General features: G+C 65.5%; 19 protein-coding genes. 12 read left to right on the top strand and 7 right to left on the bottom strand.

What is annotated here, in order from left to right; translation table 11 throughout:
- Positions 1–171: 171 nt before the first annotated feature.
- From BACI348_RS01945 to BACI348_RS01925, 5 genes are all read left to right on the top strand, one after another.
- A complete protein-coding gene (locus tag BACI348_RS01945) occupies positions 172–1,623 on the top strand; it encodes a glycoside hydrolase family 32 protein (RefSeq protein WP_159823706.1) in 1,452 nt (483 codons plus the stop codon).
- Positions 1,624–1,687: 64 nt separating this feature from the next.
- Positions 1,688–3,022 carry an ABC transporter substrate-binding protein gene (locus tag BACI348_RS01940; RefSeq protein WP_159823705.1) on the top strand — a complete coding sequence of 445 codons (1,335 nt, stop codon included), beginning with the start codon at positions 1,688–1,690 and terminating at the stop codon, positions 3,020–3,022.
- 24 nt (positions 3,023–3,046) lie between these two features.
- Positions 3,047–3,928: a carbohydrate ABC transporter permease gene (locus BACI348_RS01935; protein WP_159829701.1), complete on the top strand. Its 882-nt coding sequence runs from the start codon at positions 3,047–3,049 to the stop codon at positions 3,926–3,928.
- Complete coding sequence (locus BACI348_RS01930) at positions 3,925–4,827, top strand: carbohydrate ABC transporter permease (protein ID WP_159823704.1); 903 nt, start codon at positions 3,925–3,927, stop codon at positions 4,825–4,827. Before BACI348_RS01935 ends, BACI348_RS01930 begins: the two co-directional genes overlap by 4 nt.
- Positions 4,828–4,865: 38 nt before the next feature.
- Positions 4,866–5,954, top strand: coding sequence for a LacI family DNA-binding transcriptional regulator (locus tag BACI348_RS01925; RefSeq protein WP_159823703.1), 1,089 nt, complete (start codon positions 4,866–4,868; stop codon positions 5,952–5,954).
- Between the two features lie 7 nt (positions 5,955–5,961).
- On the opposite strand, the gene BACI348_RS01920 is transcribed toward BACI348_RS01925, so the two are convergent.
- Both BACI348_RS01920 and BACI348_RS01915 read right to left on the bottom strand, forming a co-directional pair.
- A complete protein-coding gene (locus tag BACI348_RS01920) occupies positions 5,962–7,176 on the bottom strand; it encodes an MFS transporter (RefSeq protein ID WP_236557353.1) in 1,215 nt (404 codons plus the stop codon).
- 102 nt (positions 7,177–7,278) lie between these two features.
- Positions 7,279–7,950, bottom strand: a complete 672-nt coding sequence (locus tag BACI348_RS01915; protein WP_159823702.1) for a GntR family transcriptional regulator — start codon at positions 7,948–7,950, stop codon at positions 7,279–7,281.
- A 154-nt stretch (positions 7,951–8,104) separates the two neighbouring features.
- Here BACI348_RS01915 and glyA point away from each other — a divergent pair, with 154 nt between their 5' ends.
- From glyA to purU, 7 genes are read left to right on the top strand one after another with little or no spacing between them, the layout of a single operon-like run.
- Positions 8,105–9,445: a serine hydroxymethyltransferase gene (gene glyA, locus BACI348_RS01910; protein WP_159823701.1), complete on the top strand. Its 1,341-nt coding sequence runs from the start codon at positions 8,105–8,107 to the stop codon at positions 9,443–9,445.
- The gene (locus tag BACI348_RS01905) at positions 9,442–10,662 is read left to right on the top strand and encodes a sarcosine oxidase subunit beta family protein (RefSeq protein WP_050056809.1); all 1,221 of its coding nucleotides are present in this window, start codon (positions 9,442–9,444) and stop codon (positions 10,660–10,662) included. The genes glyA and BACI348_RS01905 overlap by 4 nt, the downstream gene beginning before the upstream one ends.
- A gap of 31 nt (positions 10,663–10,693) precedes the next feature.
- A complete protein-coding gene (locus tag BACI348_RS01900; RefSeq protein ID WP_159823700.1) occupies positions 10,694–11,107 on the top strand; it encodes a sarcosine oxidase subunit delta in 414 nt (137 codons plus the stop codon).
- Positions 11,104–14,046 carry a sarcosine oxidase subunit alpha family protein gene (locus BACI348_RS01895; RefSeq protein WP_159823699.1) on the top strand — a complete coding sequence of 981 codons (2,943 nt, stop codon included), beginning with the start codon at positions 11,104–11,106 and terminating at the stop codon, positions 14,044–14,046. The genes BACI348_RS01900 and BACI348_RS01895 overlap by 4 nt, the downstream gene beginning before the upstream one ends.
- Complete coding sequence (locus BACI348_RS01890) at positions 14,039–14,677, top strand: sarcosine oxidase subunit gamma (RefSeq protein WP_159823698.1); 639 nt, start codon at positions 14,039–14,041, stop codon at positions 14,675–14,677. The genes BACI348_RS01895 and BACI348_RS01890 overlap by 8 nt, the downstream gene beginning before the upstream one ends.
- On the top strand, positions 14,678–16,051 hold the full coding sequence (locus tag BACI348_RS01885) for an L-serine ammonia-lyase (protein ID WP_159823697.1): 1,374 nt from the start codon (positions 14,678–14,680) through the stop codon (positions 16,049–16,051).
- 3 nt (positions 16,052–16,054) lie between these two features.
- Complete coding sequence (purU, locus tag BACI348_RS01880; protein ID WP_159823696.1) at positions 16,055–16,951, top strand: formyltetrahydrofolate deformylase; 897 nt, start codon at positions 16,055–16,057, stop codon at positions 16,949–16,951.
- 142 nt (positions 16,952–17,093) lie between these two features.
- Here the strand turns inward: purU and BACI348_RS01875 are convergent, their stop codons facing one another.
- From BACI348_RS01875 to BACI348_RS01855, 5 genes are all read right to left on the bottom strand, one after another.
- Positions 17,094–18,047, bottom strand: a complete 954-nt coding sequence (locus tag BACI348_RS01875) for a DUF559 domain-containing protein (protein ID WP_159823695.1) — start codon at positions 18,045–18,047, stop codon at positions 17,094–17,096.
- A gap of 221 nt (positions 18,048–18,268) precedes the next feature.
- Positions 18,269–19,759: an aldehyde dehydrogenase family protein gene (locus tag BACI348_RS01870; RefSeq protein WP_159823694.1), complete on the bottom strand. Its 1,491-nt coding sequence runs from the start codon at positions 19,757–19,759 to the stop codon at positions 18,269–18,271.
- The gene (locus tag BACI348_RS01865) at positions 19,756–21,285 is read right to left on the bottom strand and encodes an alanine/glycine:cation symporter family protein (RefSeq protein WP_159823693.1); all 1,530 of its coding nucleotides are present in this window, start codon (positions 21,283–21,285) and stop codon (positions 19,756–19,758) included. Before BACI348_RS01865 ends, BACI348_RS01870 begins: the two co-directional genes overlap by 4 nt.
- Positions 21,286–21,288: 3 nt before the next feature.
- A complete protein-coding gene (gene dapA / locus BACI348_RS01860) occupies positions 21,289–22,182 on the bottom strand; it encodes a 4-hydroxy-tetrahydrodipicolinate synthase (RefSeq protein ID WP_159823692.1) in 894 nt (297 codons plus the stop codon).
- Positions 22,183–22,256: 74 nt separating this feature from the next.
- Entirely contained in the window at positions 22,257–23,642 is a 1,386-nt protein-coding gene (locus BACI348_RS01855) for a protoporphyrinogen/coproporphyrinogen oxidase (RefSeq protein ID WP_159823691.1), read from the bottom strand.
- Positions 23,643–23,859: the final 217 nt, after the last annotated feature.

Raw genomic sequence — 23,859 nt, 5'->3', positions numbered from 1 at the left:
GAAGATACTCCGCCGCAAGCGAGTTGGTCAAGCGTTTAGGCAAGGAAACCCGAACAAGTAATTTGAGCGGCCAAGCAGGGAAATTTATATTGCTAAAACGCTTGATCATCAGCCATTTTGCGACTAGCTTCGAGGTGATCAAACGCTTTAGCAGAATGGACATCAGCGCCGATGAATCACCAGGTATTTTTCCAGCCCTCCGATGCATGGGTTGGTGACCTGATCCCCTTCCAGCACAACGGGGAGTTCTGGCTCTTCTACCTCCACGAGATCCGCGCAGACCCGAAACCGGGAACCGCCTGGAACCTCGTGACCACCAAGGACCTCATCCAGTTCCAGGACCAGGGAGTTGCCCTCCCCCACGGAACGGACACTGACCCGGACTTCAATGCCTACACCGGCAGCATCATCGCCGACGAATCAGGCGTCCACCACCTGTTCTACACCGGGCAGAATCCATCCAACCTGGGCACCGACGGCCTGCCCCTGCAGCTGGTCATGCACGCCACCAGCGCTGACGGGATGCGTACATGGGCCAAGCACCCGGAGCTCACGTTCGGCGCACCGTCCGGTTACGAGTCCGGCGACTGGCGGGACCCCTTCGTGTTCCGCGACGAACCGGCAGGCCTGTGGCGGATGCTTATTGCCGCCCGTCACTCCGAGGGACCGGAGCGGCGCCGCGGCGTCATCGCCCAGTGCACTTCCAGGGACCTGATGACCTGGGAGTACACGGACCCGTTCTGGGACCCCCGCCGCTACATCACCCACGAATGCCCGGACGTGTTCTCCTGGGGTGACTGGTGGTACCTGGTCTACTCCGAGTTCTCGGAAAACTTCACCACCAGGTACCGCATGGCCAAAAGCCCTGACGGCCCCTGGACTGTCCCGGCCCGGGACTCCATCGATGGGCGCGCCTTCTATGCCTCCAAAACGGCGGAACGGGACGGGCGGCGGTTCTTCTTCGGCTGGATCGCCAGCAAGGAAGGAAATTCCGACGACGGCGCCTGGCAGTGGGCGGGCACCATGGCAGTGCTGGAGGCCCGGCAGAACGCCGACGGGACATTGGCATTTGGCTTCGCCGACGAGTTGGTGGACAGCTTCTGGGACGAGGTGCCCCTGGAGCTGGACGGTGCCGCGCCTTTCCCTCCGCTGCCCCTCCGGCTGGACGTGCCGGACGGCTACCAGGCCGCCGTCACCGGCAACCGGATGCCCGCCCAGTTCCATGCCAGGGCGGTGTTCGACATCCAGGCCGGCACCACCGAATGCGGGCTGCTGCTGCGCTCCACCCCGGACGGCGACCACTCCTACGTCCTCCGCCTCGAACCGAAGCGTGGACGCCTGGTCTTCGACCGCTGGCCGCGGACGATTACCGGCGACGCGCAGTGGCAGGTCTCCGGCGATGTTCCTTTCGCCATCGAACTCGAGCGTCCCTGCAACCTCGTACCTGGAAGCCACACGCTGGAAGTCATCGTCGACGGCGACCTGTGCGTCGCCGTCGTGGACCGGCAGGTGGCGCTCAGCACGCGCATCTACGACCTGGGCGCCGGCGGAATCGGCGTCTTCGCCGGCGAAGGGTCCGTCACCGTCACCGATTTCGAAGTACGCAAGCGCACCGACACCTGAACACACCCTTTCATTCCACCCGACCCACCCAACCGATCCGCTCCAATCAAGGGAGATTGCCGCAATGAAAAACCTGCTCCGCGCTGCCGCCGTCGCAGCAGTCACCGCCCTCGCCCTCACCGGCTGCGGGGGCGGAGCCTCCACCAGTCCCACCAACGTCGCCCCCACCGGCGAGATCAAACCGCGGGAAATCTCGTGGCTCCTCTCCCGTCCCGCCGACGGGGCCGTCATCAACATCATGAAGAAGCTGGCCGACGACTACGGCAAGGACCACCCCGGCTTCAAGCTGAACCTGATCACCACCCCGGACCGGCCCTCGTACATCCAGAAGCTCGAGACCCTCGCCGCCGCCAACAAGCTGCCCGAGCTGTTTGATACCGACGCGACGCCCTTCGCCCAGCAGCTGGCCAAGCAAGGCAAGATGGTGGACGCCGAGAAGCTGTTGAAGACGCTGGACATCTACGACGACTACCGCCCCGGGGCCCTGGACTACCAGCGCTTCGACGACGGTTCCCTGTTCATGATTCCGTTCCAGTTCGAGCTGGAATTCATCTGGTACAACAAGGCCCTGCTGGAAAAGGCAGGTGTGGCTGTTCCGACGTCGCTGGATGACATCCCCACCATGTGCACCGCCCTGCGCAACGCGGGCATCACCCCCATCGCCATCGACGGCCAGGACCAGTGGCCGCTGGAGCGTTACATCGCCTACCAGCCGTTCCGGGCCGCCGGACCGGACTTCGTCCAAAAGCTGAAGAAGGGCGAAGCGAAGTTCGCCGATGCAGCGGGCCAGAAGACCGTGAACTGGATGGCGGACCTGGGCAAGGCCAAGTGTTTCCAGGACGGTTTCTCCGCCCAGGGCTACTCGGACGCGCAAAACCAGTTCACCTCAGGCCAGGCCGCCATGTACAACATCGGAACCTGGGAACTGCCCAGCCTGGCCACCGACAAACTGAACCCGGATGTCCGCGACGATATCGACTTCTTCACCCTGCCCACCACGGCGGGCTCCGCGACGTCGGCAAACGAGTTCGTCTCGCCGTCGGGCATTGGCATGGCGGTCAACGCGAAAACCTATGACCCGCTGGTCAGCGACTTCCTGAAGTTCGCCCTGCAGAAGTACCCCGCCGAATACGCGGCCACCGGCGCGCTCTCCCCCACCACCACCGTGGAAACCACCCTCCCGGCCAACGCCACGCCGCTCTACCGGAAAGCGCTGGACCAGGCCAAGGACCTGGGCTCGAAGCAGGCCATGCCCTGGGACACCCAGCTCGACCCCACCACCAACGGACGGCTGCAGCAGGAACTCGTCCTGCTGGTGCAGGGCAACATCTCGCCCGAGCAGTTCACCGCCACCATGGACAACACGATCGCCCAGAACGCGCCCAAGTTCTTCAAGTAAAGGCACTCCATGCAACCCAACAGGATGCTTCCCAACAGGTCGCGGACCTCGGTCCTGGTCTTCCTGCTTCCGCCGCTGCTGCTCTATGGCGCAGCCGTACTCTTCCCGATCCTCCAATCACTGTTCCTGAGCTTTTTCTCCTGGAACGGCATCAGCGACATGGAGTTTGTGGGGCTGGACAACTACGTCCGCATGTTTGTTGCCGACGACATCTTCTGGCGCGCGTTCCTGAACGCCCTGCTCTACCTGGCCATCTGCCTGGTCCTGCAGCTCGGCGGAGCGCTGCTGGTGGCCAGCCTGCTCACGTCCCTCCACCGGGGGCGGGAGCTCATCAAGACCCTTTACCTGTTGCCGGCAGTGATCTCCACCGTCGCCATCGCCTTCCTGTTCGTCCGGATCTACTCCATCGATCCGGTGGGCCTGCTCAACCAACTCCTGCACTGGATGGGACTGGGCAGCCTGGAACGCCCCTGGCTCTCGGACGTCAACACTGTCCTCGCCGCAGTATCGGCACCGGAGGGCTGGCGGTTCACCGGGCTGTACATGCTCATCATCTACGCGGCGCTGATCGCCGTGCCCAAGGAACTCGAGGAAGCGGCAGTCCTGGACGGCGCGTCCCGGTGGACCCTGTTCACAAAAATCCGCTTCCCGTACATCCGCCCGGTGTGGATCACCACCACCATCATGGCCACGACGTACGGCCTGCGCGGCTTCGACATCCCTTATCTGATGACCAACGGCGGGCCGGGACAGTCCTCCGAACTGCTGACCACCTACATGTACAAAACAGCGTTCACCAGCACCGATTTCGGCTACGCCAGCACCATCTCCGTTTTCATCGTTATTGAGTGCCTCGTCGCCGTCGGCCTCATCCTGTTCCTGCTCAAGCGGAAGGCAGACTCATGATTACCCAGGCCGCCCCAGCCAGCCCGCCCGAAGTGGTTCCGCCGCGGCCGGAAGTCTCCCGCCGCCGTCGTAAGCCCAACCTGTTCCGGACCCTGTCACGCGTGCTGATCATGCTCATCGTGATTGTGCAGGTGTACCCGCTCGCGTGGCTGTTCCTGACGAGCCTGCGCACCGAAGAGGACTTTGCCACCGGCGATCCCTTCGCCCTGCCCGGCTCCCTGACCTGGGAGAACTACGCCAGGGCCTTCGAAACGGGAGACCTGGGCCGGAACATCCTGAACAGCTTTGTGGTGACCATGGGCGCGAACGTCTTGATCGTCCTGCTGGGCATGATGGCCGCCTACGCCATCCAGGTGCTCGGGTTCCGGCTCAGCAAGCTGGTGCGCGGGCTGTTCCTGATCGGCATCATCGTCCCGGTGCAGATCGCGCTGGTCCCGCTCTTTATCGATTACTCGGCCGTGAACCTGCTGGACACCTACCAGTCGATGATCATTCCGCTGGCCGGCTTCTCCCTGCCGATGTCGGTGTACCTTTTTTGCTCGTTCTACGAGTACATCCCCAAGGAAACGTACGAGGCCGCGTCACTGGACGGGGCCGGGCCCTACCGGATTTTCGGGCTGATCACCCTGCCGTTGTCCCTCAACACGGTGGTGACGGTTGTGCTGGTGAACAGCATCTTCATCTGGAACGACTTCATCTTCGCCAACACCTTTGTGCTGTCCGAGGACCTGAAGACCATTCCACTGGGCCTGCAGAACTACATCGGCGCCATGGGCAAGGTGGACTGGACGGCCACCTTCGCCGCCGTGTGCGTCACCATCACGCCGCTGCTGCTGGTGTTCCTGGTGCTGAACAAAGCCATGATCCAGGGAATGGAGAGCGGGGCGACGAAGGGATGACGGCCGCAGCAGCCGGATATACTCCTGACGGAGGACAGATGAGTTCAATGGAGAAAAGCCCCGGGAAGCCGGCCCCGGCAGCCCCTTCCCCGCGGACCCCGGACCGGGCGCACCCTGTCACCCTCCGCGACGTAGCAGAGGCGGCAGGGGTTTCCACCGCCACCGTCTCCTTGATCGTCAACAAGAAAAAGAGCGCCCGAATCGCCGAAGAAACCCGGCAGCGGGTCAAGGACGCCATCCGGACCCTCGGCTACCGGCCCAACGCCATGGCCAAGACCCTGGTCAGCGGAACGTCGCGGTTTATCGGGCTGGTGGCCGACGGCGTTGCCACCACACCCTTCGCGGGCCAGATTATCCATGGCGCCCAGGATGAGGCGTGGAAGCACGGCTATGCGCTCCTGATCGCCAACACCGAGGGCGACGGCGAACTGGAGCAGGATGCCATCCAGATGATGCTCGAGTACAAAGTGCGCGGCATCCTCTACTCCACCTGGTTTCACCGGCAAACCGATATCCCGGCGCCGCTGCGGGAAGCGGACTTCGTGCTGGTGAACTGCTTCTCCCATGAGCCCGGAACCCGGGCCGTTGTGCCGGACGAAGTCCAGGGCGGGCGTTCAGCCACCGAGATTCTCCTACGGCAGGGCCACCGCCGCATCGCCTTCATTAATGCGACCATTCCCGCGCCGGCCAAGGACGGCCGCCTTCGCGGGTACCGTGACGCGCTGGAGGAGGCCGGCGTTCCGTTCGATCCCGCACTGGTGCTGGAGGCCTATCCGGACCAGGAGGGCGGGTACGGGGCCACGGCGGCCCTCCTCAAGCGCGACGTGACGGCGGTGTACTGCTACAACGACCGGATGGCCATGGGCCTCTACGACGGGCTGCGCGAGCGCGGCCTGTCCATCCCGGACGACATGGCCGTAGTGGGATTCGACAACCAGGAAGTCATTGCGGCGCACCTGCGCCCACCGCTGTCCACCGTCTCCCTGCCCCACTACGAACTCGGCGCGGCAGGGGTGCGGATGCTGCTGGAACTCGAAGGAGCACCCGAGGTAGCGGCGGACGGGGTGGCGAAGATGCACTGTCCCGCCGTGGAACGGACCTCAGTCAAAGCCCAGGCGCGGGCCTGACAGGGGTCTACGCCGAAGGGCTGATCACCCGGTTCCGCCCCGCGAGCAGGCCCGTCACGGCGAGGACCGCCATGATCCCCGCGGTGACCAGGAGCGGAAGCGTCCAATCTCCGCTCAGATCGCGAAGCCCGCCGAACATCACCGGCCCAACGGCAGCGAGGCCATAACCAACGGATTGGGCCATGCCGGACAACGATGCCGCCTGCGGATGGTTCACGGTCCTGAGGCTGAACAGCGACAGGGCAATGACAATGAGGCTTCCGCACCCGATTGCGCCCAGAACAACCCACATCAGAATAAGGTCCGGCGCGATCGCCAGGCCCAGGAACGTCACAACCATCACCGCTCCGCTGGCGAAGGAAACAAGCCGCTGGTCCGAACCGCGATGCAGAATTCCGCCTGCCCCGAGACTTGCGAAAACACTGACGAGCAGGAAAAGGGACAGATGGATTCCGGCGGTAGCGGCGGGGACCCCGCGGCTTTGTTCGATAGTTGGCAGCCAGGCCATCAGGACGTAGAAGGCGATCGACTGAAGTCCCATGAAGATGGTCACCTGCCAGCCCAAGGCTGATGCCCAAGGCGACCGGTACGAGGCCGCCGGCTTGGCGGAGTTCACAGTGCCGTAGCTGTGCCGGCGGAGCCATGGCAGGAGCACCGCCATGGCGATGAGGGCAAGTCCCACCCAGATACCGAGGGCAAGCCGCCACCCCCCGGGGGACGCTTGCGCCACGGGCACGACGACGGCGGCCCCCATGGCGGCGACGGCGGCCTGGGTGGCGGTGTAGCTCCCAGTCAATTGACTGACCCTCGTGGAAAAGTCGCGCTTGACGAAGGAGGGCAGCAGGACGTTGAGGAACGCGATGGCCAGGCCGATCAATGCTGTGCCCGCCCAGACCAGCCCGGGCACAGGCAGGGAGCGGAGCACAATGCCCGAGGCCAGGATCAGCAGGGACATCCACAGCGCACGGTCGAGGCCCAGGCGGGAAGCGAAGGCGGGCGCCACGGGTGAGAAGACTGCGAAAGCAATGAGCGGAAGCCCCGTCAGGAACCCTGCTGCAGCACTTGTCAGGTCAAGATCCCCGCTGATGTTGGCGAGCACCGGACCCACGCTGACAAAGGACACCCGAAGGTTGACGGCGATGAGCAAAACGCCGATGAAGGCGAAGCCGAACCTTACGGTGTGGTCCTGTGCGTTCCGGGTGGCAGCGGGCATGGTGCGCATTCCATCCTTTCAAGGGTGAGAGAGCGTCCCGGTTTATGCGGCGTTAGGTGAGAGAGCGTCGCGGTTTAGGCGACGTTAAGTGAGAGAGCGTCCCGGGGCGGGCTAGAGGATTTTGCGGATGGTTTCCTCGAAGCTGGTGACGTGGTGCAGGGCGAGCTCTCCCGCCTTGTCCGCGTCGCCGGCCGCCACCGCTTTCAGCAGGTCCACGTGTTCGGTGATGTGGCCTGTCACGGAAGGAACCTTGTCCAACACCACGCACCAGATGCGGGTGGCCAGGTTGTCATAGCGGATCAGGGTGTCTTCCAGGTGCGGGTTGGCCGCAGCCTTGTAGATCAGCCGGTGCACCATGAGGTCGTAGCGCATCAACTCGCGAGACTCCCCCGTCCCGGGATCGATGCCGGCAATGGCGTCCGCCACCTGCAGCAGTTCCCGGCGCATGCTTTCGTTGGCCCGGCCCGCAGCACGGCGGGCGGCAAGGGGCTCCAGCAACTCCCGGACCTCTGACACATCGGCCAACTCCGTGAAGTCCACAGTGGTGGCAAAGGTACCGCGGCGCGGATACGACACCACCAGGTGGTCCACCTCCAGCCGCTTGATCGCCTCGCGCACGGGGGTGCGGCTGAAGCCGAGTTCGGCCGCCAACTGGCCGTCATTAATGGGCTCGCCCGGGCGGATTTCCAACATGATCAGCTTGTCGCGCAGCTGCCGGTACGCCGCCTCAGCCTGCGAGGGGGCTTCCCCCTCCACCGGGCTCAGGGCAAGAAGTGCATTCAAGGCAACGCTCCATCCTTCGATACCCGCAGGATCCCAAGCGGTAGTTCTCCACCGCTTTCAGTCCGGCTATTGACTCTGCTGTGATCGCAATCATACCATTGTTCCCACACTGATATATCAGTAGTTGAACAAGTGGTATTTCAAAGGAGCATCCGTGGTTGAGCAGTTGAACGAGCGACTTTCCGCAGTCGATCCCGAGGTCCAGCAGGCAATTGCCCAGGAGCTGGTGCGCCAGCAGTCCACGCTGGAAATGATTGCCTCCGAGAATTTCGCCCCGTCCGCCGTTATGGAGGCGCAGGGTTCGGTCCTCACCAACAAGTACGCCGAGGGATACCCGGGCAAGCGCTACTACGGCGGCTGCGAGCACGTCGACGTGGTGGAGCAGCTGGCCATCGACCGCGTGAAGGCACTGTTCGGTGCCGAGTTCGCCAACGTCCAGCCGCACTCCGGGGCCCAGGCCAATGCCGCCGCCATGTTCGCCCTGCTCAACCCGGGCGACACCATCATGGGCCTGGACCTGGCCCACGGCGGCCACCTCACCCACGGCATGCGCATCAACTTCTCCGGCAAGCTCTACAACGTGGTCCCGTACCACGTCCGCGAATCCGATCTCCGGATCGACATGGCAGAGGTGGAAGCCCTGGCCCTCGAGCACCGCCCGCGCCTGATCGTGGCCGGCTGGTCCGCCTACTCCCGCCAGCTGGACTTCGCCGAGTTCCGCCGGATCGCCGACTCCGTGGGCGCCTACCTCATGGTGGACATGGCGCACTTCGCCGGACTGGTCGCAGCGGGCCTGCACCCCAACCCGGTCCCCTACGCGGACGTTGTTACCACCACCACGCACAAGACCCTCGGCGGCCCGCGCGGCGGCGTGATCCTCGCCAAGGAGCAGTACGGCAAGAAGATCAACAGCGCCGTTTTCCCCGGCCAGCAGGGCGGCCCGCTGGAACACGTCATCGCCGCCAAGGCCGTGGCCTTCAAGCTCGCCGGCAGCCCTGAATTCAAGGAACGCCAGGAACGCGTCCTGCAGGGCTCCAAGCTCCTGGCCGAACGGCTCCTCCAGGACGACGTGGCCGCAGCAGGAATCTCCGTGGTCAACGGCGGCACCGACGTCCACCTGGTCCTCGTGGACCTCCGCAACTCCGAGCTGGACGGACAGCAGGCCGAAGACGCCCTGCACAAGATCGGCATCACCGTGAACCGCAACGCCGTCCCCTTCGACCCCCGCCCGCCGATGGTCTCCTCCGGCCTCCGGATCGGCACCCCGGCGCTGGCCACCCGCGGCTTCGGCGCCACCGAGTTCGCCGAGGTTGCGGACATCATCGCGACGGCGCTCATCGCCGCTGCAGGCAGCGGCACCATTGGCGAGGCAACCGTCGCCGGACTCCGCGGCCGCGTCACGGCCCTTGCCGAACAGTTCCCCCTCTACCCCCACCTCAACGAAGGCACCACCGTTACCGCCTTTGAAGCAGACCTGATCGGAGCCACCAAGTGAGCACCCACCAGCTCCCCGAGCACCCCGACTTCCTCTGGCGCAACCCCGAGCCCAAGTCCTCCTACGACGCCGTGATCGTCGGCGGCGGCGGGCATGGCCTGGCCACCGCGTACTTCCTGGCGAAGAACCACGGAATGACCAACATCGCCGTCCTGGAAAAGGGCTGGCTGGCCGGCGGCAACATGGCCCGGAACACCACCATCATCCGCTCCAACTACCTCTGGGACGAGAGCGCGGCCATCTACGAGCACGCCCTCAAGCTCTGGGAAATCCTGCCCGAGGAGCTCGAGTACGACTTCCTCTTCAGCCAGCGCGGCGTGATGAACCTTGCCCACACCCTGGGCGACGTCCGCGAAAGCATGCGGCGCGTCGGCGCGAACAAGCTCAACGGTGTGGACGCCGAGTGGCTGGACCCGCAGCAGGTCAAGGAACTCTGCCCCATCCTGAACATCAGCGACAACATCCGCTACCCCGTGATGGGTGCCACCTACCAGCCGCGGGCCGGCATCGCCAAGCACGACCACGTGGCCTGGGCCTTCGCCCGCAAGTGCGACGAAATGGGCGTGGACATCATCCAGAACTGCGAAGTCACCGGCTTCGTCAAGGACGGCAACCGCGTGGTGGGCGTCAAGACCAACCGCGGCACCATCAACACCGAAAAGGTGGGCCTCGCCGCAGCCGGCCACAGCTCGGTGCTGGCCGAAATGGCCGGCTTCCGGCTCCCCATCCAGTCCCACCCGCTGCAGGCGCTGGTGTCCGAACTGCACGAACCGGTCCACCCCACCGTGGTGATGTCCAACCACGTGCATGTCTACGTTTCCCAGGCCCACAAGGGCGAACTGGTGATGGGCGCCGGCGTGGACTCCTACAACGGGTACGGCCAGCGCGGTTCGTTCCACGTGATCGAGCACCAGATGGCGGCCGCCGTCGAACTCTTCCCCATCTTCGCCCGGGCCCACGTGCTCCGGACCTGGGGCGGCATCGTGGACACCACGCTGGACGCCTCGCCGATTGTGGGCAACACCCCGGTGGAGAACATGTTTGTGAACTGCGGCTGGGGCACCGGCGGCTTCAAGGCCACCCCCGCCGCGGGCATGACCTTCGCCCACAACATCGCCACCGGTGAACCGCACAGGCTGAACAAGCCGTTCGCGCTGGAGCGCTTCGAGACCGGCGCCCTGATCGACGAACACGGCGCTGCCGCCGTCGCCCACTAGCCGCCCGACGCACTTTAGAAAGAAGACGCACATGCTGCTCATCTCCTGCCCCAACTGCGGCTCGCGCGACGAGACCGAGTTCCACTACGGCGGCCAGGCCCACGTGGCCTACCCGGAAAACCCGAACGAACTGACCGACCGCGAATGGGCCGAGTACCTGTTCTACCGGGACAACACCAAGGGCGCCTTCGCCGAGCGTTGGCTGCACAGCACGGGCTGCCGCCAGTGGTTCAACATGCTCCGCGACACCGTCACCTACGAGATCCAGGCGATCTACCCGATGGGCTCGCCCCGGCCGGATGCAGTGGGCAAGGTAACCGCCGAAACGGGCACCGCCAGCACCGCCGCCGACAGCACCACCACCGGAAGCGCGGCACCCAGCATCGCCGCAACCAGCGCCTCCCCCACTTCCAGCACCACCGCCCCGGAAGGAGCAACCAAGTGACTTCCCAGAACGCCCGGCTCGCCGCCGGCGGACGCATCGACCGCACCATCTCCTGGCGCTTCACCGTGGACGGCGAGGAGTTCACCGGTCACCCGGGAGACACCCTCGCCTCTGCCCTGCTGGCCAACGGGCGCGTCGCTGCCGGCAACTCGCTCTATGAGGACCGGCCTCGCGGCATTATGTCCGCCGGCGTGGAGGAAGCCAACGCGCTGGTCAAGGTGCAGCCCCGCTTCCCCGGGCACGTGGCCGAATCCATGCTCCCCGCCACCACCGTCACCCTGGTGGACGGGCTCAAGGCGGAGTACCTCAACGGCCTCGGCAAGCTGGATCCGGCTGATGACCGCGCCGAATACGACAAGAAGTACGTCCACACCGATGTCCTGGTGATCGGCGGCGGCCCCGCAGGCCTGGCAGCAGCCCGCGAGGCCGTCCGCAGCGGCGCCCGCGTGATGCTGCTGGACGACCAGCCCGAACTGGGCGGTTCCCTCCTCTCCGGTTCCACCGCACCGGGACTGGCTGAGACCATCGAAGGCAAGCCCGCCCTTGAATGGGTGGCTGACGTCGAGGCCGAGCTTGTCTCCGGCTCCGAGTCCACCGTCCTGAACCGCACCACGGCCTTCGGCGCCTACGACGCCAACTACGTCATCGCTGTCCAGAACCGGACCGATCACCTGTCCTCCCCTGCCGCTGCCGGAGTTTCCCGACAGCGTATTTGGCACATCCGTGCCAACCAGGTGGTCCTTGCTCCCGGCGCGCACGAACGCCCGCTGGTGTTCGAAAACAACGACCGGCCCGGCATCATGCTGGCCTCCGCCGTTCGCAGCTACCTCAACCGCTACGCCGTGGCAGCCGGGCAGCGCGTTGTCATCAGCACCACCAATGACAGCGCCTACGCCCTGGCCGCTGACCTGCGCGCCGCCGGCGTCAAGATCGCCGCCGTGGTGGACGCACGTCCGCAGCTGACCGACGTGGCAGCCGCCGCCGTCGACGCCGGCACCCGCGTGCTGATCGGCAGCGCGGTAGCCAACACCTCCGGTGATACCGACGGCCGCCTGGATGGCGTCACCGTCCGCAGCATCAACGGCGACGGCGAACTCACCTCGGGCATCGAAAAGATTACCTGCGACCTGCTGGCTGTGTCCGGCGGCTGGAGCCCGCTGGTGCACCTGCACTCACAGCGGCAGGGCAAGCTGCGCTGGGATGAAGACCTGGCCGCGTTTGTGCCCAGCACCGTAGTCCCCAACCAGCAGACCATCGGCTCGGGCCGCGGCTCCTTCACTACGGCAGACTGCCTGGCCGAGGGAACCTCCGCCGGCGCGAAGGCGGCCATCGCCGCGGGCTTCAGTTCCGCCGTCGAACCTTCCCCGCTGGGTGAGCCGAAGGTCTCCGCCCCCACCCGCCAGCTGTGGCTGGTCCCTGGTGAACAGGGCACCCCGGACGACTGGCACCACCACTTCGTGGACTTCCAGCGCGACCAGTCCGTGGCTGACGTGCTGCGTTCCACCGGAGCCGGCATGCGGTCCGTCGAGCACATCAAGCGGTACACCTCCATTTCCACCGCCAACGACCAGGGCAAGACCTCCGGCGTCAACGCGATCGGCGTCATTGCCGCCGCACTCCGTACCGCAGGAGAAGCCTCCCGCGGCATCGGCGACATCGGCACCACCACCTACCGGGCACCGTTCACCCCGGTGGCATTCGCGGCACTCGCCGGACGCCAGCGCGGCGAACTGTTCGACCCCGCCCGCGTCACCTCCATCCACCCCTGGCACGTCGCCAAGGGCGCCCTGTTCGAGGACGTGGGACAGTGGAAGCGGCCCTGGTACTACCCGCAGGCCGGCGAGGACATGGACACCGCCGTGCTCCGCGAATGCGCAGCCGTCCGCGAATCCGTGGGCTTTATGGATGCCACCACCCTGGGCAAGATCGAAATCCGGGGCAAGGACGCCGGCGAGTTCCTGAACCGGATCTACACCAACGCGTTCAAGAAGCTCGCCCCGGGTTCCGCCCGCTACGGCGTGATGTGCACCCCTGACGGCATGATCTTCGACGACGGCGTGACCCTGCGCCTTGACGAGGAAACCTTCTTCATGACCACCACCACCGGCGGTGCCGCCAAGGTGCTGGACTGGCTGGAGGAATGGCTGCAGACCGAGTGGCCGGAGCTGGACGTGCACTGCACCTCGGTAACCGAACAGTGGAGCACCATCGCCGTCGTCGGGCCCAAGTCCCGTGAGGTCCTGGCCAAGGTGGCACCGGAACTGGCCGTGAACGGCGGGCTGGAAGCCGAAGCCTTCCCCTTCATGACCTTCCGCGAAATCACCCTCGCCTCCGGTGTCCGTGCCCGGGTCTGCCGCATCTCCTTCTCCGGCGAACTCGCCTACGAGATCAACGTGCCGTCCTGGTACGGGCTCAACACATGGGAAGCCGTGGCAGCCGCCGGCGCCGAATTCAACATCACCCCTTACGGCACCGAAACCATGCACGTGCTCCGCGCCGAAAAGGGCTACCCGATCGTTGGCCAGGACACCGACGGCACCGTCACGCCGCAGGACGCGGGGATGGAATGGATTGTCTCCAAGGCCAAGGACTTCATCGGCAAGCGGTCCTACGCCCGGGTTGACGGACAGCGTGAGGACCGCAAGCACCTGGTGAGCGTCCTGCCGGTGGACGGCGGCATCAGGCTCCCCGAAGGCACCCAGCTCGTGGAGAAGGGCCGTTCCACCAACCCCGCCTACGGGCCGGTTCCGATGGAAGGCTTCGTCACCTCCAGCTACCACAGCGCAGCACTGGGCAGGTCATTCGGCCTGGCCCTGATCAAGAACGGCCGCAACCGGATCGGCGAAACCCTCGTGGCAGCCGCCGGCGACCAGCTGGTGGACGTTGTTGTCGCAGAAACCGTACTTTTTGACCCCGAAGGAGCCCGCAAAGATGGCTGAAACAGCAGCACCCGCAAACTCCGCCCAGAAGAACCTCTCCCTGCGCGTCAGCCCGGCCGCCCCGCTCGGCGAAGCTTTTGAATCCGGCTCCGTCCAGGGTGTGGTGGAACTGCACGAAGTCTCCTTCCTGACCATGGTGGGCCTCCGGGTTGACCGGAAGAGCGACGCCGGACAGCGCATAGCCGCCGTCACCGGCGGACTGCCCGCAGCATGCGGCGGCGTCAGTGGCACGGGCGATACCTCCGTCCTGTGGCTCGGCACCGAAGAATTCCTGGTGGTGGCACCGACGGAAGCCCACGAGTCCCTCGGCGGCGACCTGATCCAGGCACTGCACGAAGCCCTCGCGGACGGCGCAGGGCAGGTGGTTGATCTCTCCGCCAACCGCACCACGTTTGAGCTCACCGGCCCGCGGGCCGGTGCAGTCCTGGAAAAGGGCTGCTCGCTGGACCTGCACCCCCGCGTCCTGTCGGCCGGAACGGCGCTGTCCACCGAAATCGGCAACATCCCCGTGGTGCTGTGGAAGACCGGGGAGGAGTCCTTCCGGATCTTCCCCCGCGCCTCGTTCGCCGATTTCCTGGGCCGCTGGCTCCTGGACGCAATGCGGGAGTACGCCTCCCCCGAGGTCCCCTAAATGGCGCTCAGCGTCCTGGACCTGTTCTCCGTTGGCATCGGGCCGTCGTCCTCACACACGGTCGGCCCGATGCGGGCAGCGAAGCTGTTCGCCGACGGGCTCAAAGGCGAAGGACACCTGAGCTCCACCACCCGCGTCCAGGCCGAACTGTTCGGCTCGCTCGGCGCTACCGGGCGTGGCCACGGCTCGGACAAGGCCGTAGTCCTGGGCTTCAAGGGCCTGGACCCCGAAACCGTGGACACCTTCACCGCCGATGACCAGGTGGCCGCCGCGGCGCTCGACGCCGAACTGTTGATCTGCGGCGACCACCGGGTGGACTTTAACTGGGACGAGGACGTTGTCCTGCACCGGCGCAAGACCCTCCCGGCCCACCCGAACGGGATGACGTTCCGGGCGCTGGACCATACCGGCGCCGTGCTCAGCGAGCGGAGCTTCTACTCGATCGGCGGCGGCTTCGTGGTGGACGGGGACGCCGACGCCGGCGACCGCGTGGTGGCAGATTCGACTGTCCTCCCGTACCCGTTCAGCACGGCTGACGGGCTCCTTGAGACCTGCCGGCGCGAAGGCATGTCCATCTCCGACGTGATGCTCGCCAACGAGCTGGTGTGGCGGACCGAGGCGGAACTGCGGCAAGAACTGCTGAAGCTGTGGGCGGTGATGCGCGAATGCGTGGACAACGGCTGCGCCGCGGAAGGAATCCTTCCTGGCGGGCTCAACGTCCGCCGCCGCGCGCCGTCGTTATTCCAGACCCTGACAGCGGACACCGGCGAGACGGACCCGCTGCGGGCCATGGAGTGGGTGAACCTGTTCGCGCTGGCCGTAAACGAGGAGAACGCGGCCGGCGGGCGAATCGTCACGGCGCCCACCAACGGCGCCGCGGGCATCGTCCCGGCGGTGTTGCACTACTACGTGAAATTCGTCCCGGGAGCCAACGACGACGGCGTGGTCCGCTTCCTGCTGGCCGCGGCCGCCGTCGGAATCCTGTTCAAGATCAACGCCTCCATCTCCGGTGCCGAGGTGGGCTGCCAGGGTGAAGTGGGCTCGGCCTGCTCCATGGCCGCCGCCGGGCTCTGCGAGGTGCTGGGCGGGACGCCTGGCCAGGTGGAGAACGCCGCCGAGGTAGGCATTGAACACAACCTGGGCCTGACGTGCGACCCGGTGGGCGGGCTGGTGCAGATCCCCTGCATCGAGCGCAACGCCATCGCCAGCGTCAAGGCCATCAACGCCGCCCGCCTTGCCCTGCACGGCGACGGCAGCCACAAGGTATCCCTCGACAAAGCCATCAAAACGATGCGCGAAACAGGAGCCGACATGAAAACCAAGTACAAGGAAACCTCCCGCGGAGGCCTTGCCGTCAACGTAATCGAGTGCTGAGCCATGACTGCCATTGAGACTGAAACTGTCCCTGCCGCCACCCCCACCACCGTCGATCATGTCCTGACGCTGGACTGCTCTGAGTCACCCGGCATTGTCCATGCCGTGTCCGGGTTCCTGCTGGAGCACGGCTGCGACATCATCGACAACCAGCAGTTCGGCGAACGCTCCGAAGGACACTTCTTCATGCGGGTGCATTTCGCGTCCGACGGCGATGCCTCCACCGCGGACACGCTGCGGGCAGCTTTTGGTCCGGTTGCGGAAAAGTTTGGGATGCGCTGGCGGCTGGAACGGCACGGTTTCAAGCGGAAAGTCCTGATTATGGTGTCCAAGTTCGGGCATTGCCTCAATGACCTGCTGTTCCGTGCCCGGATCGGTGAACTGCCGGTGGACGTGGTGGCCGTGGTTTCCAACCATACCGACCACCAGGCCCTGGTGGAATGGCACGGGATTCCGTTCTTCCACGTACCCGTGACCCCTGACACCAAGCCCGCGGCGGAGGCCCGGCTGCTGGAACTGGTGGACGAGTTCGATGTGGAGCTTGTGGTGTTGGCCCGGTACATGCAGGTGCTCAGCGACAACCTGACCCGCACGCTGGACGGCAAGGCGATCAACATCCACCACTCGTTCCTGCCCAGCTTCAAGGGCGCCAAGCCGTACCACCAGGCGTACGCGCGCGGTGTGAAGACCGTGGGTGCCACCGCGCACTACGTGAACGCCGAACTGGACGAGGGACCGATCATCGCCCAGCAGACCGTGGAAGTGAACCACACCTACGGGCCCGAGGACCTGGTGGCTGCCGGCCGCGATACCGAGTGCAAGGCCCTGTCCAACGCGGTCCGCTGGCACTGCGAAGGCCGGGTCATCCTGCAGGGCAACCGCACGGTGGTCCTCCGGTAACCCCCCCCGGACGCTCTCTCACTTGATGCGGGTTTTGGCCGCACGCTCTCTCACTTGATGCGGGTTTTGGCCGGACGCTCTCTCACCGGGTGGGAGAGCGTCACGGCTTTAGGGGCTGCTGCAGTGCACGTTCCCGTATTGTCTAACCGTTGGCAAATCCTGACCCTTGGGGATGGTCAAGCCAGCCGTTCCGCAGCGCGCGTTTAACGAGTTTTACTGCGCCTTGGAAGTCGTCAGCAAGGTCCTCTTTGTCGAAGACCAGGACGGCCCAGCCGGCCGATTCGAAGGCCTTGTCCCGCCTCCTGTCGCTAAGGTTCCGGGCCTCACTCAGGTGATGGCCGCCGTCGTACTGGATCGCACGGCGACGATGGCGGTAACCGAGATCGGCCGACGGCGACCTCGCGTCTCTGGCGCGCAGCGGCACCTGTAGCTCCGGCTCGGGTAGGCCGGCGTCGGTAATAGCCAGCCGGAGCAGTGACTCCGGCACGGAGTCGGAACCCACCCGCATCAGATCCAGTGCTTCACGCGCCCTGACGATGCCTTGGAGATTCGAGTGACGGCCCACCAAAGTCCGAAGGCCGGGCACGGTGTCATAGGGCTGAAACCGGCCCTCAAAATCCATGCGCGGGATGCGGATCAGCTGGTCCCCCATGCACACCAAATCATTGAGCGGCAGGATCCGTGCCAGATCGAGCCAGGTGCGGGACCGGGTGCTCAGGCGGATGCCGTCCACCAGTTCAATCTCGTCGTCAAAAGCAGTGACGGTGTGGCCGAAAATGCCCTTCCTGCGAACCGACGGCAGCGAGCGCGGTTTGCTGAGATGCAACTCTGTAGAATCTGCAAGCCACGGGGGCAGCACTTGGCAGCGGAGCCGGGCCGCGGTCACATGGGATATCCAGGCGCCCGGCGATACTTGTGACAAGGCTCTGGCCGCCCCCTCCACATCAAAGTCCCAGTCTGCAGGCCGGTAAAGGCCGCGGCCGACGTTGATCGTGTCCTTGCGCCGGAGCCGATTGACCGTGACACCGGAAGCCCTGGCCGAGCTGAAGGTGAAGGGAGCTTCCGCCAATGAAGTGGGTAAGAGTTGCTTTCGCATGCTGGCATTGTGCCCCGATACAGCTGGATGCCGCAGAAGTTATCCACAGGCCTGCCGACGCTGCAGCGGAGGTGAGAGAGGGATGCCCAAAATGCGACATCGGGTGAGAGAGGATCATCGGAAAACGCACATCAAGTGCGGGAGGGTGGCAATTCCCCGGAACGACGAAGTGTGCACCCCGATACATTCCCGGGGTGCACACCGATGCCTGAAGGCACCGCTCAGCCGCGGTTGTACATCACGTGCTTGGTGCGGGAGAAGTCGTCCAGGGCGTAGCTGGAGAGGTCGCGGCCGTAGCCGGATCCCTTGAAGCCGCCCCACGGCATTTCGGTGGCGATGACCAGGTGGGAGTTGACCCAGACGGTGCCGAAGTCCAGCCGCCGGGGCGCGGTGAGCGAGCGGGCGGAATCCTTGGTCCATACCGAGGCTGCCAGCCCGTACATGGTTTCGTTGGCCCGGCTGAGGGCTTCCTCATCCGTGGTGAAGGTTTCCACGGAAACCACCGGGCCGAAGATTTCGTTGCAGGTGATCGGGGCTCCGGCGGGGACGTTGGTGACAACGGTGGGTTCGATGAAGTAGCCGGGCCCTTCGATGGCGTGGCCGCCGACGGCGATCGTCAGCCCGTCCTTGCGGACGTCGTCGAGTGCGGCGAGGACGCGCTCGTAGTGGGCTTTGGAGATCATGGAGCCGATCTCGACGTCGCCGGCACCGGGAGTGCCCACGGAGATTTCGTTGATCTCCCGGACCAGCAGCTCCGTGAACTCTTCAGCCACCGATTCGTGGACCAGGACACGGCATGCTGCTCCGCATTCCTGGCCACCGTTCCAGAACCCGGCACTGCGGACGCCCTTGGCAGCGGCCTCGAGGTCGGCGTCGGCAAAGATGACCACCGGCGCCTTGCCGCCGAGCTCAAGGTGGACCCGCTTGACGGACGCGGCTGCGCTGGCGGCGACTTTCTGGCCGCTGCCCACGCTCCCGGTGATGGCCACCAGATCCACGTCAGGGTGTTCCGAGAGCCTGTTCCCCACCACCCGTCCCGGGCCGGTAACGATGTTGACGACGCCGGCCGGAACCTCGCCGGCGATGAGTTCGGCCAGCTTCAGGGTGGTGAGCGGCGTCTGCTCCGAAGGCTTGAGGACCAGGGTGTTCCCAGCGCCCAGGACCGGGGCGATCTTCCAGGCGGCCATCAGCAGCGGGTAGTTCCACGGCGTGATGACACCGACCACGCCAACGGGCTCGCGGTGGATCACCGAGGTGTGGTTTTCGGCGTAGTCGTCCGCGCCGAGGGTGCTGTAGGCGCGGGCCGCGCCGGCGGAGAACCGGAAGGTGTCGATGGTGCTGGAGATGTCGTCTTCGGCCACCGCTGCCGGTTTGCCCGTGTTGGCGGCTTCCAGGGTTTCGAACACGTCCCGGTTCGCCTCGACGATGTCCGCGATGCGCAGCAGCACTGCGGCACGGTCCTTCGGCGTCTTCGCTGCCCAGGCCTCCTTGGCGGCGACGGCCGCAGCAACGGCCGCGTCCACGTCTTCAACCGAACCGGCGGGGACCTGCGTCAGGACTTCCTCCGTGGCCGGGTTGACGATATCGACGGTCGACGACGAAGTGGACGCTACGAATTCCCCGCCGATGAACTGGCCGAAGGGAGGAAGCGAGGGTGCTGGGGCGGTGTCCGCCCGGCGGACGGTGAACAGGGTCTTCTCTGCGGTTGTCATGGTTTGCCCGGTGTCCTTTCAGAGGGGTGGCTGGTGTGAAGGAGGTGATGGTGGTGGTGTTCGACGGGGACCGGTTTCTCCCAGAAGTCGGCTCCTTCGATGCCCAGGGCCTCGGGGTCGAAGGTGGGGTCCAGCCCGAGTTTCCGCTGCCGTTCGTAGTCGCGGTAGATCTTGCGGACCAACGGGAACAGGAAGACGAGGCAGATGAGGTTGACCCAGGCGATCAGGCCCAGCCCGATGTCGCCGGCGGCCCACATCAACTGGGCGTTGACGATGGATCCGAAGAACACGATGGCCATGGTGCCGAGCTTGAGGACCGTTTTCCAGCCGTGTCCGGGCCGTCCGTCCAGCAGGTAGAGGAGGTTGGAGTTGGCCACGTAGAAGTAGGCCAGCAGGCAAGTAAAACCGAAGAGGAGCACGGCGACGGCGACGAACCCGGCGCCCCAGCCGGGAACGAGGGTGTCGATGGCTTCCTGTGCCCAGTTGGCGCCGACCGGGACGCCCGGAAGGTTGTTGACGAGGTAGCCGCCGGACCCGTCCGAAACGTTGTACTTGCCGGAGACCACCATCATGAGCCCGGTGGCCATGCAGATCAGCAGCACATCGATGTAAATGCTGAAGGTCTGGACCAGGCCTTGCTTGCCCGGGTGGGAGGTGCGGGCCGCGGCTGCGGCGAAGGTGGCCTCGCCCAAGCCGTTGGATGATGCAAACACCGCACGGCGCACACCCCACGCGACGGCTGCACCGGCGATGCCGCCAAGGACCGGGTGCATGCCAATGGCGGACTGGAAGATCAGTGCCACGGCGGCGGGGACGCTGCCGATGTTGATGCCGATGACGGCCAGTGCCAGGAGCAGGTAGCCGATGGCCAGGACGGGAACGAGGGCCTGGGTTACTTTGACCAGGCGGGTGGTGCCGCCGAAGATGACCAGGGCGATCAGGACCGTGACCAGGATGGCCGGGATCCAGCTGTCCAGGCCGAAAGCGAGCTTGGCGCTGGCCGCGATCGTGTTGACCTGGAGTCCGGGGAAGATGAAGCCGTAGCCGACGACGCCGAGCACCGCGACGAGCGCTCCGACTTTGGGAAGTTTCAGGCCGTACTTGATGTAGTAGGGCATACCGCCGATGTCCTCGTTGGCGTCGCGGCGGTCCTCATCCTGGACCTGGCGCTTGAAGGTCTGGGACAGCGTTGCCTCGGCGTAGCCCACCGTGCAGCCCACCAGGCCGGTGATGGCCATCCAGACCAGGGCTCCCGGACCGCCGGCCCCCACGGCGGTGGCCACACCGGCGATGCTGCCCACGCCAACCCGGCTGGCCAGTGCCAGCACGAGGGCCTGGAAGGAGGAAAGGCCACCTTCCCCGCCTTCGCTGTCCTTCAGCTGGCGGAGCATGTCCGGAATCCGGCGGAACTGCACCCCCTTGGTAGCCACGGAGTAGATGACACCGAGGCCCAGGACCACGTAGGCCATGGGCGCCCAGATGGCATCGGAAACGCTGGAAAGAAATGCTTCGAAATCGCTGCCCATGGGTTATCCGACAGTCTGGTACAGGGCGGACAGGGCGCGCTTTATGCGCTCCTGATCTGCGGCATCGAGGTCAGCTGTGGGGCGCTTGGGCGAGCCGGCCGGCAGGCCCAGCAGGGTGAGGCCGGCCTTGACGGCCGGGATGAACGGCACCGAGAGCAGGGCGTCGATGACGGGGTAGACCTTCTTCCACTGCTCCAGAGCACCGGAGAGGTCACCTTCGGCGATTCGGCGGCTCACCGCGACAATCTCGTTGGGGACCACGTTGGCCGTGCCCGCCATGACGCCGGCGGCTCCCTCGACGAGAGCGCTGTAGAGGTAGACGTCCCAGCCGATGAAGGTGCCGATGACGTCGGGGTGGTGGTGGATCAGCTGGAGTGCCTGCTCCCAGTTGGCGCTGGAGTCCTTGATGTAGCGGATGTTCTCCACTTCTTCAGCCAGGGCACGGACGGTTGCCGGGTCCAGGTTGACGCCCGTGACGGCCGGGATGTTGTAGAGCATCACCGGGATCTTCACGGACCGGGCTACGTCCTTGATGTACGTGACCGTTTCTTCCAGCGACAGCGGCTCGTAGTAGGGGGTGATCAGCATGAGCACGTCCGCGCCCAGCTTCTCGGCGGCCTGTGACAGCCGGATGGCTTCGGCCGTGGAGGTGGCGCCGGTGTTGGCGATGACCGGCACGCGGCCGTTGGCCTGCTTGATGACGGTTTCGATGAGGAGCAGCCGCTCCTCCGAGGACAGTGCTCCCACCTCGCCGGTGGAACCCGCGGCGACGACGCCGTCGACGCCGGCGTCAATGGAGCGGTCCACGATCTTGCGCAGGGTGTCGACGTCGATCGTCTCGTCCTGGTTGAAGGGGGTGGACAGTGCGGTGAGGACACCGCGCAGGTTGTTGGCCATGAAAGATTCCTCTGCTGTGGGTACGTGGGGCTGTGAGTACGTGGGGACGGTCGGTCAGGTGGGGTCAGGTGGGGTCAGGCGACGACGGACAAGCCGGCGTGGGGCGGTGCCTGGCGGTGGGTGGCCAGTACGCTGGCGGCCTCCTGGGCTGCGGAAAACCCGGTGGTGATGGAGCTTTCCGTGTACAGGGTTCCCATGTAGTCGCCGGCCAGGAAGACGCGGTCAGTTCCACGCATCAGGGTGGACTGGATCTTGGCCCGGCCCGGGAAGCAGTAAGGCGATGCGTTCTTCCAGCGGTCCACCTTGGCCTCAACGACGCTGTCCGCGAAGCCGTGGCCGAGGACCTGGCCGAGGTCGGTGAGGTGCGTTTTGATGACTTCCTCCTCGCTCTTCTCCAGCAGGGCACGGCCCAGGCTGGCCGGGGAGAAGGTCATGAAGCTGCCGCCGGGCTTGCGCACGGACTCGGTGCCGCGGACAATGCTTGCCTGGTTCAGGGCGATCGCGAACGAGCGCTTGGGGGCAGCGATCGCGTAGATGTCATCCCAGGGACGGCCTGTGGTCTCGTTGGTCAGGAATGCGGTGCTGACGTGCGGGCCGTACTTGATCTGGCTCAGTGCCCCGCGCAGGTCCCCGGGAAGGTCCACGCCGATCTTGTGCGACACGTCTGCGGTGGTAGCCAGGACCACCGTGCGGGCCTCCACTTCGTGTTCCGCTCCGTTTTGGCGGTAGCGGACCACCACGGAATCCTTCTTGTGCACCACTTCGTGGACGGTGGCACCGAGTTGGATCCGGTGGCCCAGTGCGGCGGCGATGGATTCGGTCAGGGTGGACGGGCCGCCCACGATGCCCTGGCTGAGCCCCTGGCCAAACCCAAGGACCAGGCTGAAGTAGCCGATGCCGGCGCCGGCGGAGATCTCGTCCATGTCGCCGGCGGACCGGGTGACTGTGGTTTTGAACAGCGCTGCAGCATCCTCGGACAGGTTCCCGATGAAGTCCTGGAAGGAGGTGTCATTAGCAAAGTCATAGATGCGCTGCTGCCGCATGGCACCGGACTCCCCTACGCGCTTGCGTACCACGCCGGTGTACTTGGCCACCCCGCTCACCACTTTCATGCCGGCACGAAGGGTGTCCACACGGGAGGCCAGGGACATCGGAATACGGAACGGATATGTGGCGATGTGCCCCTTCTTGATGAACTTGCCGTTCATGGACAGGCCCTGCAGGGAGCCCGGGATCTGGACCGCCATGACGCCCACCTCATTGAGCAAAGCATCCGTGGAGGATCCGGCACCGGCGAAGACGTGCCCGCCCCAGTTCAGCCAGTAATCGCCGCGGCGTTCCGAGCGAATCCGTCCACCCACGCGGTCGCCGGACTCCAGGACAACCGTGTCCCAGTGCCGAAGCCGCCAGGCTGCCGAAAGTCCGGCGAGCCCGCCGCCGACGATTACTGCGTCTTTCATCTTCTCTATTCCTTGCTGTTGTTGCTTGTCTCTTGGTGTCGAAGGCGCCACCACGGGGGCGGTCCCCCGGAAGTTCATGGGGCTGAACTGACGCGTGCTTCCTGGACGTGCCCGCCTGCGCGGCCGCGCCGCCGTCGGGCGTTGCCGCTCCACCGGGCGCCCTGCCCCGGGGGCCAGGCTGGAAAGATCCGCTTGCGTCGGTGTGACACAAACCACC

Origin of the sequence: Arthrobacter sp. 9AX, assembly GCF_902506095.1 — a bacterium.
Taxonomy (GTDB): Bacteria; Actinomycetota; Actinomycetes; order Actinomycetales; family Micrococcaceae; genus Arthrobacter.
The sequence above is the reverse complement of the archived record's forward strand: the minus strand, read 5'-3'. Positions and strand labels throughout refer to the sequence as shown.

What these genes read in the sequence shown, in the direction of transcription:
- BACI348_RS01875 (WP_159823695.1), bottom strand. Translation starts at nt 18,047, where the DNA reads ATGCGAAAGCAACTCTTACCCACTTCATTGGCGGAAGCTCCCTTCACC.
- BACI348_RS01885 (WP_159823697.1), top strand. Translation starts at nt 14,678, where the DNA reads ATGGCGCTCAGCGTCCTGGACCTGTTCTCCGTTGGCATCGGGCCGTCG.
- BACI348_RS01855 (WP_159823691.1), bottom strand. Translation starts at nt 23,642, where the DNA reads ATGAAAGACGCAGTAATCGTCGGCGGCGGGCTCGCCGGACTTTCGGCA.
- BACI348_RS01870 (WP_159823694.1), bottom strand. Translation starts at nt 19,759, where the DNA reads ATGACAACCGCAGAGAAGACCCTGTTCACCGTCCGCCGGGCGGACACC.
- BACI348_RS01900 (WP_159823700.1), top strand. Translation starts at nt 10,694, where the DNA reads ATGCTGCTCATCTCCTGCCCCAACTGCGGCTCGCGCGACGAGACCGAG.
- BACI348_RS01890 (WP_159823698.1), top strand. Translation starts at nt 14,039, where the DNA reads ATGGCTGAAACAGCAGCACCCGCAAACTCCGCCCAGAAGAACCTCTCC.
- purU (WP_159823696.1), top strand. Translation starts at nt 16,055, where the DNA reads ATGACTGCCATTGAGACTGAAACTGTCCCTGCCGCCACCCCCACCACC.
- BACI348_RS01945 (WP_159823706.1), top strand. Translation starts at nt 172, where the DNA reads ATGAATCACCAGGTATTTTTCCAGCCCTCCGATGCATGGGTTGGTGAC.
- BACI348_RS01925 (WP_159823703.1), top strand. Translation starts at nt 4,866, where the DNA reads ATGAGTTCAATGGAGAAAAGCCCCGGGAAGCCGGCCCCGGCAGCCCCT.
- BACI348_RS01930 (WP_159823704.1), top strand. Translation starts at nt 3,925, where the DNA reads ATGATTACCCAGGCCGCCCCAGCCAGCCCGCCCGAAGTGGTTCCGCCG.
- BACI348_RS01865 (WP_159823693.1), bottom strand. Translation starts at nt 21,285, where the DNA reads ATGGGCAGCGATTTCGAAGCATTTCTTTCCAGCGTTTCCGATGCCATC.
- BACI348_RS01935 (WP_159829701.1), top strand. Translation starts at nt 3,047, where the DNA reads ATGCTTCCCAACAGGTCGCGGACCTCGGTCCTGGTCTTCCTGCTTCCG.
- BACI348_RS01920 (WP_236557353.1), bottom strand. Translation starts at nt 7,176, where the DNA reads ATGCGCACCATGCCCGCTGCCACCCGGAACGCACAGGACCACACCGTA.
- BACI348_RS01940 (WP_159823705.1), top strand. Translation starts at nt 1,688, where the DNA reads ATGAAAAACCTGCTCCGCGCTGCCGCCGTCGCAGCAGTCACCGCCCTC.
- dapA (WP_159823692.1), bottom strand. Translation starts at nt 22,182, where the DNA reads ATGGCCAACAACCTGCGCGGTGTCCTCACCGCACTGTCCACCCCCTTC.